This window comes from Modestobacter sp. SYSU DS0904, from assembly GCF_054051115.1.
The window spans coordinates 136,304-150,366 of the sequence record NZ_JBJHAQ010000008.1 but is presented as its reverse complement, the minus strand read 5'-3'; the positions used below and the strand labels follow the sequence as shown (position 1 = coordinate 150,366).

At 74.4% G+C, this 14,063-nt stretch carries 13 protein-coding genes and 3 tRNA genes; 11 read left to right on the top strand and 5 right to left on the bottom strand.

Translation table 11 applies throughout. The annotated features are described in order from the left end of the window. Window positions 1-234 precede the first annotated feature (234 nt). Complete coding sequence (locus ACI79U_RS08205) at window positions 235-1,257, top strand: 3-isopropylmalate dehydrogenase (protein WP_457066536.1); 1,023 nt, start codon at window positions 235-237, stop codon at window positions 1,255-1,257. Between the two features lie 69 nt (window positions 1,258-1,326). Here the strand turns inward: ACI79U_RS08205 and ACI79U_RS08200 are convergent, their stop codons facing one another. Further along, window positions 1,327-1,776 (bottom strand): hypothetical protein, encoded by a 450-nt coding sequence (locus ACI79U_RS08200; protein WP_457066534.1) that lies wholly within the window; start codon window positions 1,774-1,776, stop codon window positions 1,327-1,329. A gap of 191 nt (window positions 1,777-1,967) precedes the next feature. On the opposite strand from ACI79U_RS08200, the gene cimA reads away from it, so the two are divergent. Next, on the top strand, window positions 1,968-3,599 hold the full coding sequence (gene cimA / locus ACI79U_RS08195) for a citramalate synthase (protein ID WP_457066532.1): 1,632 nt from the start codon (window positions 1,968-1,970) through the stop codon (window positions 3,597-3,599). Further along, a complete protein-coding gene (locus ACI79U_RS08190) occupies window positions 3,596-4,804 on the top strand; it encodes an FAD-dependent monooxygenase (RefSeq protein ID WP_457066530.1) in 1,209 nt (402 codons plus the stop codon). The genes cimA and ACI79U_RS08190 overlap by 4 nt, the downstream gene beginning before the upstream one ends. A gap of 4 nt (window positions 4,805-4,808) precedes the next feature. Here ACI79U_RS08190 and ACI79U_RS08185 read toward each other — a convergent pair whose 3' ends face one another. Both ACI79U_RS08185 and ACI79U_RS08180 read right to left on the bottom strand, forming a co-directional pair. After that, the gene (locus tag ACI79U_RS08185; RefSeq protein WP_457066528.1) at window positions 4,809-5,225 is read right to left on the bottom strand and encodes a GlcG/HbpS family heme-binding protein; all 417 of its coding nucleotides are present in this window, start codon (window positions 5,223-5,225) and stop codon (window positions 4,809-4,811) included. A 49-nt stretch (window positions 5,226-5,274) separates the two neighbouring features. Next, window positions 5,275-6,108 (bottom strand): SDR family NAD(P)-dependent oxidoreductase, encoded by an 834-nt coding sequence (locus tag ACI79U_RS08180; protein ID WP_457066526.1) that lies wholly within the window; start codon window positions 6,106-6,108, stop codon window positions 5,275-5,277. Between the two features lie 203 nt (window positions 6,109-6,311). Between ACI79U_RS08180 and ACI79U_RS08175 the strand changes: the two genes are divergently transcribed. From ACI79U_RS08175 to ACI79U_RS08140, 8 genes are all read left to right on the top strand, one after another. Next, entirely contained in the window at window positions 6,312-7,124 is an 813-nt protein-coding gene (locus ACI79U_RS08175; RefSeq protein ID WP_457066524.1) for a fumarylacetoacetate hydrolase family protein, read from the top strand. Beyond that, window positions 7,121-8,590, top strand: a complete 1,470-nt coding sequence (gene gltX, locus ACI79U_RS08170; protein ID WP_457066522.1) for a glutamate--tRNA ligase — start codon at window positions 7,121-7,123, stop codon at window positions 8,588-8,590. Before ACI79U_RS08175 ends, gltX begins: the two co-directional genes overlap by 4 nt. After that, entirely contained in the window at window positions 8,587-9,960 is a 1,374-nt protein-coding gene (locus ACI79U_RS08165; RefSeq protein ID WP_457066520.1) for a CPBP family intramembrane glutamic endopeptidase, read from the top strand. Before gltX ends, ACI79U_RS08165 begins: the two co-directional genes overlap by 4 nt. An 88-nt stretch (window positions 9,961-10,048) precedes the next feature. Beyond that, window positions 10,049-10,120, top strand: a tRNA-Gln gene (locus tag ACI79U_RS08160). A 42-nt stretch (window positions 10,121-10,162) separates the two neighbouring features. Beyond that, window positions 10,163-10,235, top strand: a tRNA-Glu gene (locus ACI79U_RS08155). Between the two features lie 108 nt (window positions 10,236-10,343). Continuing rightward, window positions 10,344-10,416, top strand: a tRNA-Glu gene (locus ACI79U_RS08150). 222 nt (window positions 10,417-10,638) lie between these two features. Next, entirely contained in the window at window positions 10,639-12,315 is a 1,677-nt protein-coding gene (locus ACI79U_RS08145) for a sodium:solute symporter family protein (protein WP_457066519.1), read from the top strand. Between the two features lie 32 nt (window positions 12,316-12,347). Continuing rightward, window positions 12,348-12,662 carry a hypothetical protein gene (locus tag ACI79U_RS08140; RefSeq protein ID WP_457066518.1) on the top strand — a complete coding sequence of 105 codons (315 nt, stop codon included), beginning with the start codon at window positions 12,348-12,350 and terminating at the stop codon, window positions 12,660-12,662. A 65-nt stretch (window positions 12,663-12,727) separates the two neighbouring features. Here the strand turns inward: ACI79U_RS08140 and ACI79U_RS08135 are convergent, their stop codons facing one another. Together ACI79U_RS08135 and ACI79U_RS08130 are read right to left on the bottom strand one after the other, a co-directional pair. After that, the gene (locus ACI79U_RS08135) at window positions 12,728-13,540 is read right to left on the bottom strand and encodes a M23 family metallopeptidase (protein WP_457066516.1); all 813 of its coding nucleotides are present in this window, start codon (window positions 13,538-13,540) and stop codon (window positions 12,728-12,730) included. Then, window positions 13,537-14,055 carry a hypothetical protein gene (locus tag ACI79U_RS08130; RefSeq protein WP_457066514.1) on the bottom strand — a complete coding sequence of 173 codons (519 nt, stop codon included), beginning with the start codon at window positions 14,053-14,055 and terminating at the stop codon, window positions 13,537-13,539. Before ACI79U_RS08130 ends, ACI79U_RS08135 begins: the two co-directional genes overlap by 4 nt. Window positions 14,056-14,063: the final 8 nt, after the last annotated feature.

Genomic DNA, 14,063 nt, shown 5'->3' with positions numbered 1-14,063 from the left:
CAAACCCGACGCACGGCGGCGCCGACCCACACATGGGGGCCCCCGGCGCCCCCCCCCCCCCCCCCCCCCCCCCCCCCCCCCCCCCCCCCCCCCCCCCCCCCCCCCCCCCCCCCCCCCCCCGGTCCCGGACGACCGCACCACGGCCGGCACCCCCGGCGCGGAACTCCCTCGCCGGGGGCGTCCGGCGTGTGCGGGTGGTGGTGGGGGAAACCGCGACCACTAACCTCTGGCCTCATGCGGCTGGCAGTGGTCCCTGGAGACGGCATCGGTACCGAGGTGGTGGCGGAGGGCCTCAAGGTCCTGGGCGCGGTGGCGCCGGACGTCGAGACGACCCGGTACGACCTGGGCGCGGCGCGCTGGCAGCGCACCGGCGAGCTGCTGCCCGACGCGGTGCTCGAGGAGCTCCGCCAGCACGACGCGATCCTGCTCGGTGCCGTCGGTGACCCCAGTGTCCCGGCCGGCATCCTGGAGCGGGGCCTGCTGCTCAAGCTGCGCTTCGAACTCGACCACCACGTGAACCTGCGCCCCGCCCGGCTCTTCGACGGCGTGACCAGCCCGCTGGCCGAGCCCGGCGAGATCGACATGCTCTGCATCCGCGAGGGCACCGAGGGCCCCTACGTGGGCAACGGCGGCGTGCTGCGCCGGGACACCCCGCACGAAGTGGCCACCGAGGTCAGCCTGAACACCGCCTTCGGCGTCGAGCGGGTGGTCCGGTATGCCTTCGAGCGGGCCACCGCGCGCCCGCGCAAGCACCTGACGCTGATCCACAAGACCAACGTGCTCACCCACGCCGGGTCGCTGTGGTCGCGCACCGTGGAGGAGGTGGCCGCGGAGTTCCCGGAGGTCTCGGTGGCCTACCAGCACGTCGACGCCGCGGCGATGTTCTTCATCACCGACCCGGGCCGGTACGACGTGATCGTCACCGACAACCTCTTCGGCGACATCGTCACCGACGTCGCGGCCGCGGTCACCGGCGGCATCGGGCTGGCCGCCAGCGGCAACCTCGACGTCTCGGGCACCAACCCGAGCATGTTCGAGCCGGTGCACGGCTCCGCGCCGGACATCGCCGGCACCGGCGTCGCCGACCCGACCGCCACCGTGCTGTCCGTGGCCCTGATGCTGGAGCACCTGGGCCGCCCGGAGCTGGCGAAGAAGATCAACGCGGCGGTCGCGTTCGACCTGTCCACCCGCGACCCGAAGGCGCAGATCCGCACCGCCGAGGTCGGGGACCGGCTGGCCGCGCTCGCCGGCGGCTGAGGAACGGCCCGTCCGCCCCCACGCCTCGCTGCGCTCGGCGGGGGCCTGCGAACGGGCCGTTCACGCGCGTCACGGCGGTGGCTCGGGGAGGAGCAGGTCGCCGACCGGCACCGGCAGCCGGGCCCGCGCGGCCGCCTCGCCGGGGGCCGGCCACTCCAGGCCGACCAGGCAGCCGGCGGGGGAGACCTCGACCAGCACCACCGGCTGCCACGTCCAGTCCGGCTCGGGCCGGGCGGCGTCCAGCCGGCCCCGGGGCAGGGGGCTGGGCAGCCGGCACCACCAGCGGCCCGACAGCATCGCCAGCCCCCGGCCGGCCAGCAGCTCGCGCGCGTCCGGGGGCGGCTGGGCCGGGCCGGCGACGGTGCCCGGGAGGGTGCGCGGCACGACGGTGCCGTCCGGGCCCGGCTCGAGCCAGCCCACGGCCTCGCCGTCGGTGGGGCGGTGCACGAGCTCCCAGGTGGTCACGGCGTCCTCCTCGCGGTCGCCGTGCACGGTGCCGCGGCGGAGCCCGGCACGCACCTCCTTTTCGTCCCAGGTAGTGGACGCGGCGTTCCACTCCGGGATCCGACGTGCTTGACTCCACCCGATGGACGCCAGCACCCCGATCATCATCGCCTAGCGCGCAGTCACCTCCCCGACTGCGCGCAACCTCCCGTACCCCGGGAGGTTTTTTCATGTCTGGGGACGACCCACCTCACCCGGGAGACCTCGTGCCGACCGATCTCGACTTCCACGTCTTCGACACCACGCTGCGCGACGGCGCCCAGCGGGAGGGCGTCAGCTACTCCGTCGCCGACAAGCTCGCGGTGGCCCGGCTGCTGGACGAGATCGGCGTCGACTTCATCGAGGGCGGCTGGCCGGGAGCGCTGCCAAAGGACACCGAGTTCTTCGACCGCGCGGGCACCGAGCTACAGCTGCGGCACGCGCAGCTGGTCGCGTTCGGCGCCACCCGCAAGGCCGGCGTCCGGGTCGAGGACGACCCGCAGGTGCAGGCGTTGCTGGACTCCGGGGCGCCGGTCGTCTGCGTGGTGGCCAAGTCCGACGTCCGGCACGTGCGCGAGGCGCTGCGCACCACGCTGGAGGAGAACCTGGCGATGGTGGCCGACACCGTCAGCCACCTGGTCGCCGCCGGACGGCGGGTGTTCCTCGACTGCGAGCACTTCTTCGACGGGTACGCCGTCGACCCCGACTACGGCGTGCGGGTGCTGGCCGCCGCGTTCGCCGCCGGCGCCGAGGTCGGCGTGCTGTGCGACACCAACGGCGGCATGCTGCCGACGGGGGTCGCCCGGGTGGTGGCCGACGTGCGCGCGCGGGTGGTCGGCCGACTGGGCATCCACTGCCAGGACGACACCGGCTGCGCCGTCGCCAACTCGCTGGCCGCGGTCGAGGCCGGTGTCACGCACGTGCAGGGCACCGCCAACGGCTACGGCGAGCGCGCGGGCAACGCCGACACGTTCGCGCTGATCGGCAACCTGGTCACCAAGATGGGGCTGCCGGTCGTCCCCGCGGAGTGCCTGCCCGAGCTCACCCGGGTCAGCGCCGCGATCGCCGAGCTGGCCAACATCGCCCCCGACGACCACCAGCCCTACGTCGGCGCCTCGGCGTTCGCGCACAAGGCGGGCCTGCACGCCAGCGCGATCAAGGTCGACCCGCAGCTGTACAACCACCTCGACCCCACGGTCGTCGGCAACGACATGCGCATCCTGGTCACCGAGATGGCCGGGCGGGCGTCGGTGGAGCTCAAGGGCCGCGAGCTGGGCGTGGACCTCGCCGGCCAGGGCGACGCCATCGGCCGGGTCGTGGACCAGGTGAAGGTGCTCGAGGCCGACGGCTGGTCGTTCGAGGCCGCCGACGCCTCCTTCGAGCTGCTGCTGCGCGCCCAGCTGCCCGGCGCCCCCGAGCCGCTGTTCGAGCTGGAGAGCTACCGCACCTCGGTCGAGCACTGGGGCAACGGCGTGGTGGTCAGCGAGGCCACCGTGAAGGTGCACGTGCGCACCGCCGAGGGGGAGCGGGAGCGGATCATCAGCACCGCGGAGGGCAACGGGCCGGTCAACGCCCTGGACAACGCGCTGCGCCAGGCCCTCGTCGGCCGGTTCCCGGCGCTCGCCGGGGTGTCGCTGGCCGACTACAAGGTGCGCATCCTCGGCTGGAACGGCGGCACCAGCGCCACCACCCGGGTGCTCATCGACAGCACCGACGGCGCGGGCGAGTGGACCACGGTCGGCGTGCACGACAACATCGTCGAGGCCTCCTGGCACGCGCTGGTCGACGCCCTCACCTACGCCGTGCGGCACCGGCCGGGATCATCCGCGGCGGTGCGCCCGGAGCCGGGTCGCGGATGACCGGACCGGGCTCGGCGGTCGTGGTCGGCGGCGGGGTCGCGGGGCTGGCCGCGGCGGCCGCCCTGCTCCGGACCGGCTGGCAGGTACGGGTGCTGGAGCGCGCCACCACCGTGGGTGAGGTCGGCGCCGGTCTCGCGGTCACCCGGAACGGGATGGCCGCGCTCGACGCCCTCGGGGTGGGCGGGCGGGTCCGCGCTGCCGGGCACCGGACCGCGGCGGCCGGGACCCGGGACCAGCACGGCCGGTGGCTGCTGCGGGTCCCGGCCGCGCCCGACGACCCCGGGGCCGCGAACGTCGCCTGGGGGGTGCACCGGCAGCGGCTGCACGCGGCGCTGCTCGACGCCGCGGCGTCCGCCGACCTCGTCCCCGGCGCCCGCGTCGTCGGTGTGCAGTCGGGTGACCCCGACGGCGAGCCCGCGGTCGTCACCTGGCGCGACGGCGCGGGGGAGCAGACCACCGCCGCCGACCTGGTCGTGGCGGCCGACGGCATCCGCAGCGTGGTGCGCGGCCAGCTGTTCCCGGGACGCGGGGCGGCGCTGCGGTACAGCGGTCGGACCAGCTGGCGGGCGGTGGTGGACGACGACAGCACCCCGGACGACGGATTCACCGCGCGCTGGGGCCCCGACGCCGAGTTCGGCGTGGTGCGGATCGGCCCGACCCAGCTGTACTGGTACGGCTACGTGCGCCATCCCGAGCGGACGCCGTTCGCCGACGAGCTGGCTGCGGCGGCCGACCGGTTCTCCGGCTGGTCCGCCGACGTCCGGGCCACCATCGGCCGCACCACCCCCGGACAGCTGCTGCGGCACGACGTGCACCACCTGCCGCGGGGACTGCCGGCCTACGTGCGCGGACGCACGGTCCTCATCGGCGACGCTGCGCACGCGATGCTGCCGACCATGGGGCAGGGCGCGAACACCTCCCTGGAGGACGGCGTCTGCGTGGGGCGGCTCATCGGCGAGCCGGTGGCCGGCGGCACCCCGCTGCGCCCGGCGCTGGCCGCCTTCGACCGGGCCCGCCGGCCGCGCTGCCGGCAGATCGCCCGCCGCTCGGCGCACACCGCGCGGTTCGGTGCGCACGTGCCGGGCGGACTGCCCCAGACGCTGCGCAACGCGGCGCTGCGGGCGGTTCCCCCGGGGCCGGCCGTGGCGGCCGGCACCGCGGTGCTGCGCTGGGAGCCGCCCCGGCCGGGCGGACCGGCTGCCTGACCGGTCAGCCGTCGCCGAGTGCGGCCAGGGCCGCCGCGGCGCACTCGGTGTCCTGCTCGGGGGTGGCGCCGCTGACCCCGATGCCGCCGACCACCTCGCCGTCCACCCGCCAGGGCAGGCCGCCGCCGAGCGTGGTCGGCCGGAAGCCCAGCTGCTCGCCCGCGAGCTCGATGACCTCCGGGCGGCGCTCGTGGATCTCGCGGAGCTCCGCGGTGGGCCGGCGGAACGCGGCGGCGGTGGCCGCCTTGCGCCGGGCGAGGCCGGCGGTGAAGCCGGGGGCACCGGGCGCCCGGATGACGACGAGGTCGAAACCGGCGACGTCGACGAGCGCGACGCTCACCTGCACGCCGATCTCCTCCGCGTGCGCCAGCGCCGCGACCACCGCCGCGGTCGCCCGCTCCTGCCCGATGCCGTGCGTCATGCGCTCTCCTCGTGTGTTCGTGTGCGTCGATCCCGGCCGCCGGGCGGGGTCACCAGGTCAGCGGGGGAGTGGGCGGGGTCCCGGACAGGACCTCCTCGGCGCGCATCCGGATCGCGGTGTCCCGGGCGGCGTTGGTGAGCACGTAGAACCGGGACGTCCGGATCGCCTCCACGACCAGCTCGGCCACCTCGTCCGGCTCCCGCGGGGGCGCGGACCTGGCGTGCAGGTCGTCCCGGGCGGCCCGGGTGGCAGCGCCGGCGTCCGTGACCGGGCCCGCGGGTCCCGGCCGGTTGCGCGCCGAGGTGTCGAAGTTGGTGCGGACCGCGCTCGGGCAGAGCACGGTCACGCCGATGTGCGAGCCGGCCTCCCGCAGCTGGAAGTGCAGCGACTCCGAGAGGGCGACGGCGGCGTGCTTGGAGGCGCCGTAGGCCCCCAGGGAACCGGCGAACAGGCCGAACACCGAACTGGTGGTGACGATGTGCGCGGCGTCCTGCTGCTGGAGCAGCGGCACGAACGCCCGGATGCCGTTGACGACGCCCCAGAGGTTGACGCCGAACACCCACTCGAGATCGCCCTGCGGCACCTCCCACAGCGGCTCCTGCGAGCCACCGACGCCGGCGTTGTTGCACAGCAGGTGGACCGCTCCGAACGCGGCCACCGCGGCGTCGCGGAGGGCCTCCACGGCGGACAGGTCGGCCACGTCGGTGACCACGGGGAGCACGCTGGCCCCGGACCCCGCCAGTTCGGCGGCGGCCGAGTTCAGCGCCGGCTCCTCGACGTCGGCCATGACCACGTGCATGCCCTCGGCGGCGAAGCGCCGGCTGAGCCCCAGCCCGATCCCGCTCGCCGCGCCGGTCACGACGGCCACCCGTCCGGGTGCCACGACACCTGTCCCGTCCACCACGCCACCCTCCCTCTCGACCGCGCCCGCAGCACGCCGAGCGATGCGGTGATGCGTTCTGCAACCTTGTCGACCCCAGCGGCGCACCGTCAAGGCCGGTGCCGCGGCGGCGACCGGCTGGTCGTGGCCGGGCGGGGCAGCTGCCTGACCGGGAGCCGGTGCGCCACCCCGGCTAGCCTCGTGGCGTGCGCATCGTCCGTTACGCCCACCCAGCCGGCATGTCCTTCGGGGTCCTCGACGGGGACGGCCAGGTCGCCCAGATCGAGGGCCACCCGTTCGGCCAGATCTCCTTCACCGGTCAGCGCCTCGCCGCGGCCGACGTCCGGCTGCTCTCGCCGATCCTCCCCAGCAAGGTGGTCGGCGTCGGCAAGAACTACGCCGAGCACGTCAAGGAGATGAACACCGGCGACGCCCCGGCCGAGCCGCTGATCTTCCTCAAGCCCTCCACCACGGTGATCGGCCCCGGCGACGCGATCCGCATCCCGCCGGGCAGCACCAACGTGCACCACGAGGTCGAGCTCGCCGTGGTCATCGGCGCCCGCGGCGCCCGCCAGGTGACCCCGGAGCAGGCGCCGGCCAGCATCTTCGGCTACACGATCGGCAACGACGTCACCGAGCGGGACATGCAGCGCGGCGACGGGCAGTGGACCCGGGCCAAGGGCTTCGACTCCTTCTGCCCGCTGGGCCCGTGGATCGAGACCGACCTCGCCGGCCTGGGCAAGGACCCGGCCGACCTGGAGCTCACCTGCGACGTCGACGGCGAGCGCCGCCAGTCCGGCCGCACCAGCCAGCTGCTGTTCGACATCCCGCGGCTGATCTCGCACATCTCCCAGGTGATGACGCTGCTGCCGGGCGACGTCGTGCTGACCGGCACCCCCGCGGGCGTCGGGCCGATCGCCCCCGGCCAGCGCGTCGAGTGCACCATCGAGGGCCTGGGCGCGCTGACCAACACCGTCGCCGGCGCCGACCCCACCTCCACCGCGGGGGGCGCCCGATGAGCGTGAAGACGCGGTTCTGCCCGTCCCCGACCGGGCTGGTGCACGTCGGGGTGATGCGGGCGGCGCTGTTCAACTGGGCGCACGCCCGGCACACCGGCGGCCGCTTCCTGTTCCGGATCGAGGACACCGACGCCGCCCGGGACTCCGAGGAGTCCTACCGGCACCTGCTGGACTGCCTGCGCTGGCTCGGTCTGGACTGGGACGAGGGCCCCGAGGTCGGCGGCCCGAACGGCCCGTACCGCCAGTCGGAGCGCGCGGAGGTCTACCGGGAGGTCGCGGCGAAGCTGCTGGCCGCCGGGCACGCCTACGAGTCGTTCTCCACCAACGAGGAGGTCGACGCCCGCCGGCGGGCCGCCGGGCAGGACCCCAAGCTCGGCTACGACAACGCCGACCGCCACCTCACCGAGGAGCAGAAGGCGGCCTTCCGCGCCGAGGGTCGTCAGCCGGTGCTGCGGCTGCGGATGCCCGACGAGGACATCAGCTGGACCGACCTGGTGCGCGGCGAGGTGCGCTTCGCCGCCGGCTCGGTGCCGGACTTCGTGCTGGTCCGCGGCAACGGCGCCCCGCTCTACCCCTTCGTCAACCCCGTGGACGACGCCCTGATGGGCGTCACCGACGTGCTCCGCGGCGAGGACCTGCTGCCCTCCACCCCGCGGCAGCTCGCGCTCTACCGGGCGCTCACCGACATCGGCGTCGCCGCCGGCACCCCCCGCTTCGGGCACCTGCCGCTGGTCAACGGCGAGGGCAACAAGAAGCTCTCCAAGCGCGACCCGCAGTCGAACTTCGACGTCTACCGGGAGCGCGGCTTCCTGCCCGAGGGGTTGTTCAACTACCTGGCGCTGCTGGGCTGGTCGATCGCCGAGGACCGCGACGTCTTCTCCGTGCAGGAGATGGTCGAGGCCTTCGACGTCACCCGGGTCAGCGCCAACCCCGCGCGCTTCGACCTGAAGAAGGCCGAGGCGATCAACGCCGCCCACCTGCGGGCGCTGCCGGCCGGGGAGTTCCTGACCCGGGTCACGCCCTTCCTGGCCGCGGCCGGGCTCGTCGCCGACCCGCCCACCGCCGAGCAGCAGCGCGTGCTGACGGCGATCGCGCCGCTGGCCCAGGAGCGCATGATCGTGCTCTCCGACGCCGTGGGGCTGCTGGGTTTCCTCTTCACCGACGACGTCGAGATCGACCAGGCCGCCGCCGACAAGCAGCTGGGCGCCGGCGCGGGCGAGGTGCTCGACGCCGCCACCGCCGCGCTGCGCGATCTCGCCGACTGGAGCACCCCGGCGATCGAGGCGGCGCTGAAGGAGGCCCTCGTCGACGGGCTGGGCCGCAAGCCGCGCCAGGCGTTCGGCCCGGTGCGGGTGGCCGTCAGCGGCCGAACGGTCTCCCCGCCGCTGTACGAGTCGATCGAGCTGCTGGGCCGCGAGCGCACCCTGGCCCGCCTGGCCGCCGCCCGCGGGCTCGCGACGGGATGACCGGCTGGGGTGGCGGCCCCGGCGGCCAGCCGGGGCAGCCCTACGCCGGCCCGCCGCCCACGGGCCCCGCCGGTGCTCCGCCGGTGGTGCCCCGGGTGGTCGCCTGGTACCCGGCTCCCGCCCCCGCCGTGCCGCCGCCGGCCCGTCGGCGCAGCCGGCCGGTCACCCCGCCCGGCGCCCCTCCGCACGACACCCCGCAGCCCTATGCGCTGCTCATGCGTTCCCGCGACTGGGCCTGGTGGCGGCCGGTGCTGGGGCTGCTGCTGCTCTGCGTGCTGTACCTGGTGGCGGGCGTGGTGATCGGCGGCGTCGCGCTCTTCACCGGGCTCACCGTCGACCTGTACATGGACCTCACCGACGCCGGTGTGCTGCTGCTGACCAACATCGCCCTGATCGTCGCGATCCCGATCATCTGGCTGTGCTGGGCGGTCGCGCACGGCATGCGGATCGGCTGGTCCTCCTCGGTGCTGGGCCGGTTGCGCTGGGGGCTGTTCCCGCCGCTGGTCTGGCGGGGGCTGGCCAGCCTCGGCGTCGCGGTGGCCGTGCTGGTGGTGATCGACACCGTGACCGGGCCGGGCGGGGTCACCGGACCGTCGGCCTCCTACGGCTGGCTGGTCCTGGTCGTCCTGTTCACCACGCCGCTGCAGGCCGCCGCCGAGGAGTACGCCTTCCGCGGCTACCTCAGCCAGGCGATCGCCGGCTGGATCGGGCGGCCCCGGGCCGGTGCGCTGGTCGCCGCCCTGGTGACCGCGACGCTGTTCTCGGCCGCCCACCTCCCGCCGGACGTCGAGTCCTTCCTCTACCGGTTCGCCATGGGCCTGTCCTTCTCCGCCGTCGTGTGGTGGACCGGCGGCCTGGAGGCGGCGATCGTCGCCCACGCGGTGAACAACATGGTGATCTTCCTGCTCGGGGGTGCGCTGGGCGGCGCGGTCTCGGCCGACGCCTCCGACGACCTGCTCGGCTGGTGGGCGGCGCTGATCGGGACCGCCGGCATGGTCGCCTTCGTGCTGTGGGTGCGCGCCCTGAGCCGCCGGATCCGCCCGGAGCTGCTCAGCCCGGCGCTGGACCTGCGGAGCGCCCCTCCGGTCGCGGGCGCACCCGGCTGGCCGCCCGCCGGCCCGGCGCCGTACGCGGCGCCTCCAGCGCCGCCCCACGGGCCACCGCCGGGCTACGGGCCACCGGCCTACGGACCACCACCGGGGTACGGACCGTCGGGCTACGGGCCACCACCGGGGTACGGGCCACCACCGGGGTACGGGCCACCGGCCTACGGGCCACCGGCCTACGGGCCGCCGGGGTACGGGCCACCGTCGGCGCCTGCTGAGCCACCCCTGCCGGACGACCGCTGGGCCCGGCCGCCGGGGGGCTGACGCGCCGGGCAGGGGGGGGGTGCCTCCACACGCTCGCCGAGCATCGGGTATCGTTTCTTCCCGTCGCCGCAAGGCGGTGAACGGCCAATGGGGTATGGGGTAATTGGCAGCCCGACGGTTTCTGGTTCCGTTAGTCTAGGTTCGAGTCCTGGTACCCCAGCGAGGAAGCACCATCTCCTCCAGCACCACGAGCAGTACGTCCGGCCCCGTCGTCTAGCGGCCCAGGACGCCGCCCTCTCACGGCGGTAGCGAGGGTTCGAATCCCTTCGGGGCTACAGCGGAGAGCCCCCGACCCACCCGGGTCGGGGGCTCTCGTCGTCTCCGGTCCACCCCACCCCCGTTCCGCCCTGCTGGATCCGGTGTGGCAAGATCTCCGGGCGCACGGCCCCGTCGTCTAGCGGCCCAGGACGCCGCCCTCTCACGGCGGTAGCGAGGGTTCGAATCCCTTCGGGGCTACAGCGGAGAGCCCCCGACCCACCCGGGTCGGGGGCTCTCGTGTTCTCCGTCACCGTGCCTCACCCGACCCGGTGACCACCGGAATGGTCGCATCGCGCAACGGCGTTAGCGTCCCCGCTGCTGTTCACCGCGCCGCACCACCGTGCCCCGCCCTGACGGCAGGCAGGAGCCACCGGCAGCACCCGTGCCGGTGGCCGTCATCCCGATCAGGAGGAACCCCTGGTGGTGCTCGCCGCTGACGAGACGCTGCGGCTCGACGCGAACGTCGTCGACTACGTGCTCGTCGTCGCCTACTTCGCGGTCGTGCTGCTCATCGGCTTCGCCGCCCGGCGCCGGGTGTCCGACAGCCTCGACTTCTTCCTCTCCGGCCGGTCGCTGCCGGCCTGGGTGACCGGGCTGGCCTTCATCTCGGCCAACCTCGGGGCGGTCGAGATCATCGGCATGTCGGCCAACGGCGCCCAGTTCGGCATGGCCACGTTCCACTACTTCTGGATCGGCGCCGTCCCGGCGATGCTGTTCCTGGGCGTGGTGATGATGCCCTTCTACTACGGCTCGAAGGTCCGCTCCGTGCCGGAGTTCATGCGCCGGCGGTTCGGCACCGGGGCCCACCTGGTGAACGCGCTGAGCTTCGCGCTGGCCCAGGTGCTCATCGCCGGCATCAACCTGTACCTGCTGGCCACCATCGTGAACGCGCTGCTGGGCTGGCCGCAGTGGATCTCGCTGATCGTCGCCGCGGTCATCGTGCTCAGCTACATCACCCTCGGTGGCCTCTCGGCGGCCATCTACAACGAGGTGCTGCAGTTCTTCGTGATCGTGGCCGCGCTGCTGCCGCTGACGCTCATCGGTCTGAACCGGGTGGGCGGTGTCGGTGGGCTGATCGACGCGATCCGCGGCGGCGGCAACGAGAACGACCTCAGCTCGTGGCCGGCCAGCGACCTGACCAGCATCGAGAACCCGGTGCTGTCGGTCATCGGGATCGTCTTCGGCCTGGGCTTCGTGCTCTCCTTCGGCTACTGGACGACGAACTTCGTCGAGGTCCAGCGGGCGATGGCGACCAAGTCGATGTCGGCGGCGCGGAGCACCCCGATCATCGGGTCGTTCCCGAAGATGTTCATCCCGTTCATCGTGATCGTCCCCGGCATGATCGCCGCGGTCCTGGTCAACGAGACCCAGCAGCTGAAGGCCGGTGGGGACCCGGGGGTCACCTACAACGACTCGATCCTGCTGCTGATCCGCGACGTGCTGCCCAACGGTCTGCTCGGTGTGGCGATCGCCGGCCTGCTGGCCTCCTTCATGGCCGGCATGGCGGCCAACATCTCCGCCTTCAACACCGTCTTCAGCTACGACCTGTGGCAGCAGTACGTGAAGAAGGACCGCCCCGACGAGTACTACCTGCGGGTCGGGCGGCTGGCCACGGTCGGCGCCACGGTGGTCGCGATCTTCACCGCGCTGATCGCGGCGAACTTCGACAACCTGATGGACTACCTGCAGACGCTGTTCGGGTTCTTCAACGCCCCGCTGTTCGCCACCTTCATCCTGGGCATGTTCTGGAAGCGGATGACGCCCACGGCCGGCTGGACCGGCCTGGTGTCCGGCACGCTCGCCGCGGTGCTGGTCTGGTCGCTGAGCGAGACCGGCGTGATCGGGCTGGAGGGGCAGGGTGCGAGCTTCGTCGCCGCCGGCGCGGCGTTCGTCGTCGACATCGCCGTCAGCGTGGGGGTCAGCATGGTGACCCGGCCGAAGCCGGTGTCCGAGCTGGCCGGGCTGGTCTACTCCGAGACGCCCAAGGAGGCGCGCACCGACCCCGAGGCGCACCGGCTGCCCTGGTACCAGTCGCCGACCAAGCTGGCCGGCATCGCCCTGGTCCTCGTCATCGCCCTCAACCTGATCTTCCGCTGACCGCGGCCAGCACCCCTCGAGAGGAGCACCCCGTGAGCACTGCATCGAACGGGCAGGCCGCCCGGTCGTCCGGTGGCAAGCACACCGCCGGCGCCTACGACGTCCGGATCGTGATCGCCGGTCTGATCGGTCTGTACGGCGTCGTCCTGACCATCCTGGGCATCGTCGACTACGGCGAGGCCGAGGCCGCCAAGACCGGCGACGTCAACGCCAACCTCTGGGCCGGCATCGGCATGCTGGTCTTCGCCCTCGCCTTCATCGTCTGGACGCGGCTGCGGCCGGTCGTCGTCGAGGACGACGACGCGGTCGAGGACCCGACCGGGGGATCGGACATCGCCGGCCGGTAGTCCCCGTCCCGGCACGGCGACGGCCCGCGGCGGATCTCCGCGGCGGGCCGTCGTGGGTTCACGGGTCAGTCCCGGGCCGCCCCGAGCAGCTCGCCGTCGGCGGGCAGCCCGTCGGTGCCGTCGGGGCTGCCGGCCCGGAAGACCATCGGGAGCCCGGCGGCCCCGCCCAGCCCCGGGGAGTCGCACAGCTGGACGTGCAGGTGCGGCTCGCTGCTGTTCCCGGAGTTCCCGCACTCGGCCAGCTGCTGACCGGCGACCACCCGCTCGCCCCGCCGCACCCGGACCGAGCCCTGCCGGAGGTGACCGAGCGCGGCGAACACCCCGTCGTCGGCCCGGACGACGACGTGGTTGCCGGCGAGCCAGCGGGCGCCGCCGAACTGCCGGACGAACCCCTCGACCACCAGCAGGTACAGGATCGACACCCAGCCGCTGCGGGCCCGGTGGTCGCGCCGCCGCTGGTGCACGCGCACCACCACGCCGTCGACCGGGCTGAGCAGCGGCCGGCCGAACGCCGGGTACTCCTCGGGCCGGCGCCACTGGCCTCCGGAGCCGAACTCCGGGCGGCTGCCGTCGGGCGGGTCGAGCACCAGGTCGATGGCGTAGGTCTGCCCCAGGCTGTTCACCCCGTGCGAGGGGACGTTCGACGCGGGGGAGTTCAGCGCCCGCCAGGGGCCGCGCACCGGTGAGTCGACCAGTCGCACCGGGGCCGCGGGCGGCCGCACCCGGTCGAGCAGGCCGAAGCCGACCAGGACGACGACCCCGGCCAGCGCCCCCCAGGTCAGCAGGTCGGCCGTGTCGGCCAGGATCAGCAGCACGCCGACCGCGGGCAGCGGCGGCCGGATCCGCGCCACCAGCCGGCGCAGGGTCGCGCCGCTCACGACGACACCGCCGCGAGCACCACGTGCAGCGGCACGACCCGCTCGGGCGGCACGCCGTACGCGCCCCGGCCCGTCGTGCGCAGCCAACCGGCGGCGGTGAGCTGGCGCAGGTGGTGGTGCAGCTGGCCGGTCGTGCCCAGGCCGGGGAGGGCCGCCAGTGCGGCCGTCGAGGTGTGCCCGTTGAGCACCTCGCGCAGCAACCGCAGCCGCACCGGGTGGGCCAGCGCCGACAGGGTGGCGGCCAGCGCGTCGTCGTCCGCCGGGTCCGCGGTGCGCAGCTCGTCGGCGCCGTGGGTCCGCTGCCAGGCGTACTCCTCGCCGCCGGGCAGGCGCACCTGCCCGCCGTAGGCCACCGCGCCACCGGGCAGCTCGGCCGCCTCGGTGGCCAGCGCCCGCAGCAGCCAGAAGCGCTCCGGCGTCGGCAGTCCGGCCGGGGCGTCGGCCGGGGCGGTGCCCCGTTCCGCCTCCAGCGCCGCCAGTCGCTGCTCGATCCGGGTCAGCCGGTCGTCGTCCACCTGACCGA

Coding starts and splice junctions, on each gene's coding strand:
- ACI79U_RS08205 (WP_457066536.1), top strand. CDS start 235: ATGCGGCTGGCAGTGGTCCCTGGAGACGGCATCGGTACCGAGGTGGTG.
- ACI79U_RS08190 (WP_457066530.1), top strand. CDS start 3,596: ATGACCGGACCGGGCTCGGCGGTCGTGGTCGGCGGCGGGGTCGCGGGG.
- ACI79U_RS08185 (WP_457066528.1), bottom strand. CDS start 5,225: ATGACGCACGGCATCGGGCAGGAGCGGGCGACCGCGGCGGTGGTCGCG.
- gltX (WP_457066522.1), top strand. CDS start 7,121: ATGAGCGTGAAGACGCGGTTCTGCCCGTCCCCGACCGGGCTGGTGCAC.
- ACI79U_RS08165 (WP_457066520.1), top strand. CDS start 8,587: ATGACCGGCTGGGGTGGCGGCCCCGGCGGCCAGCCGGGGCAGCCCTAC.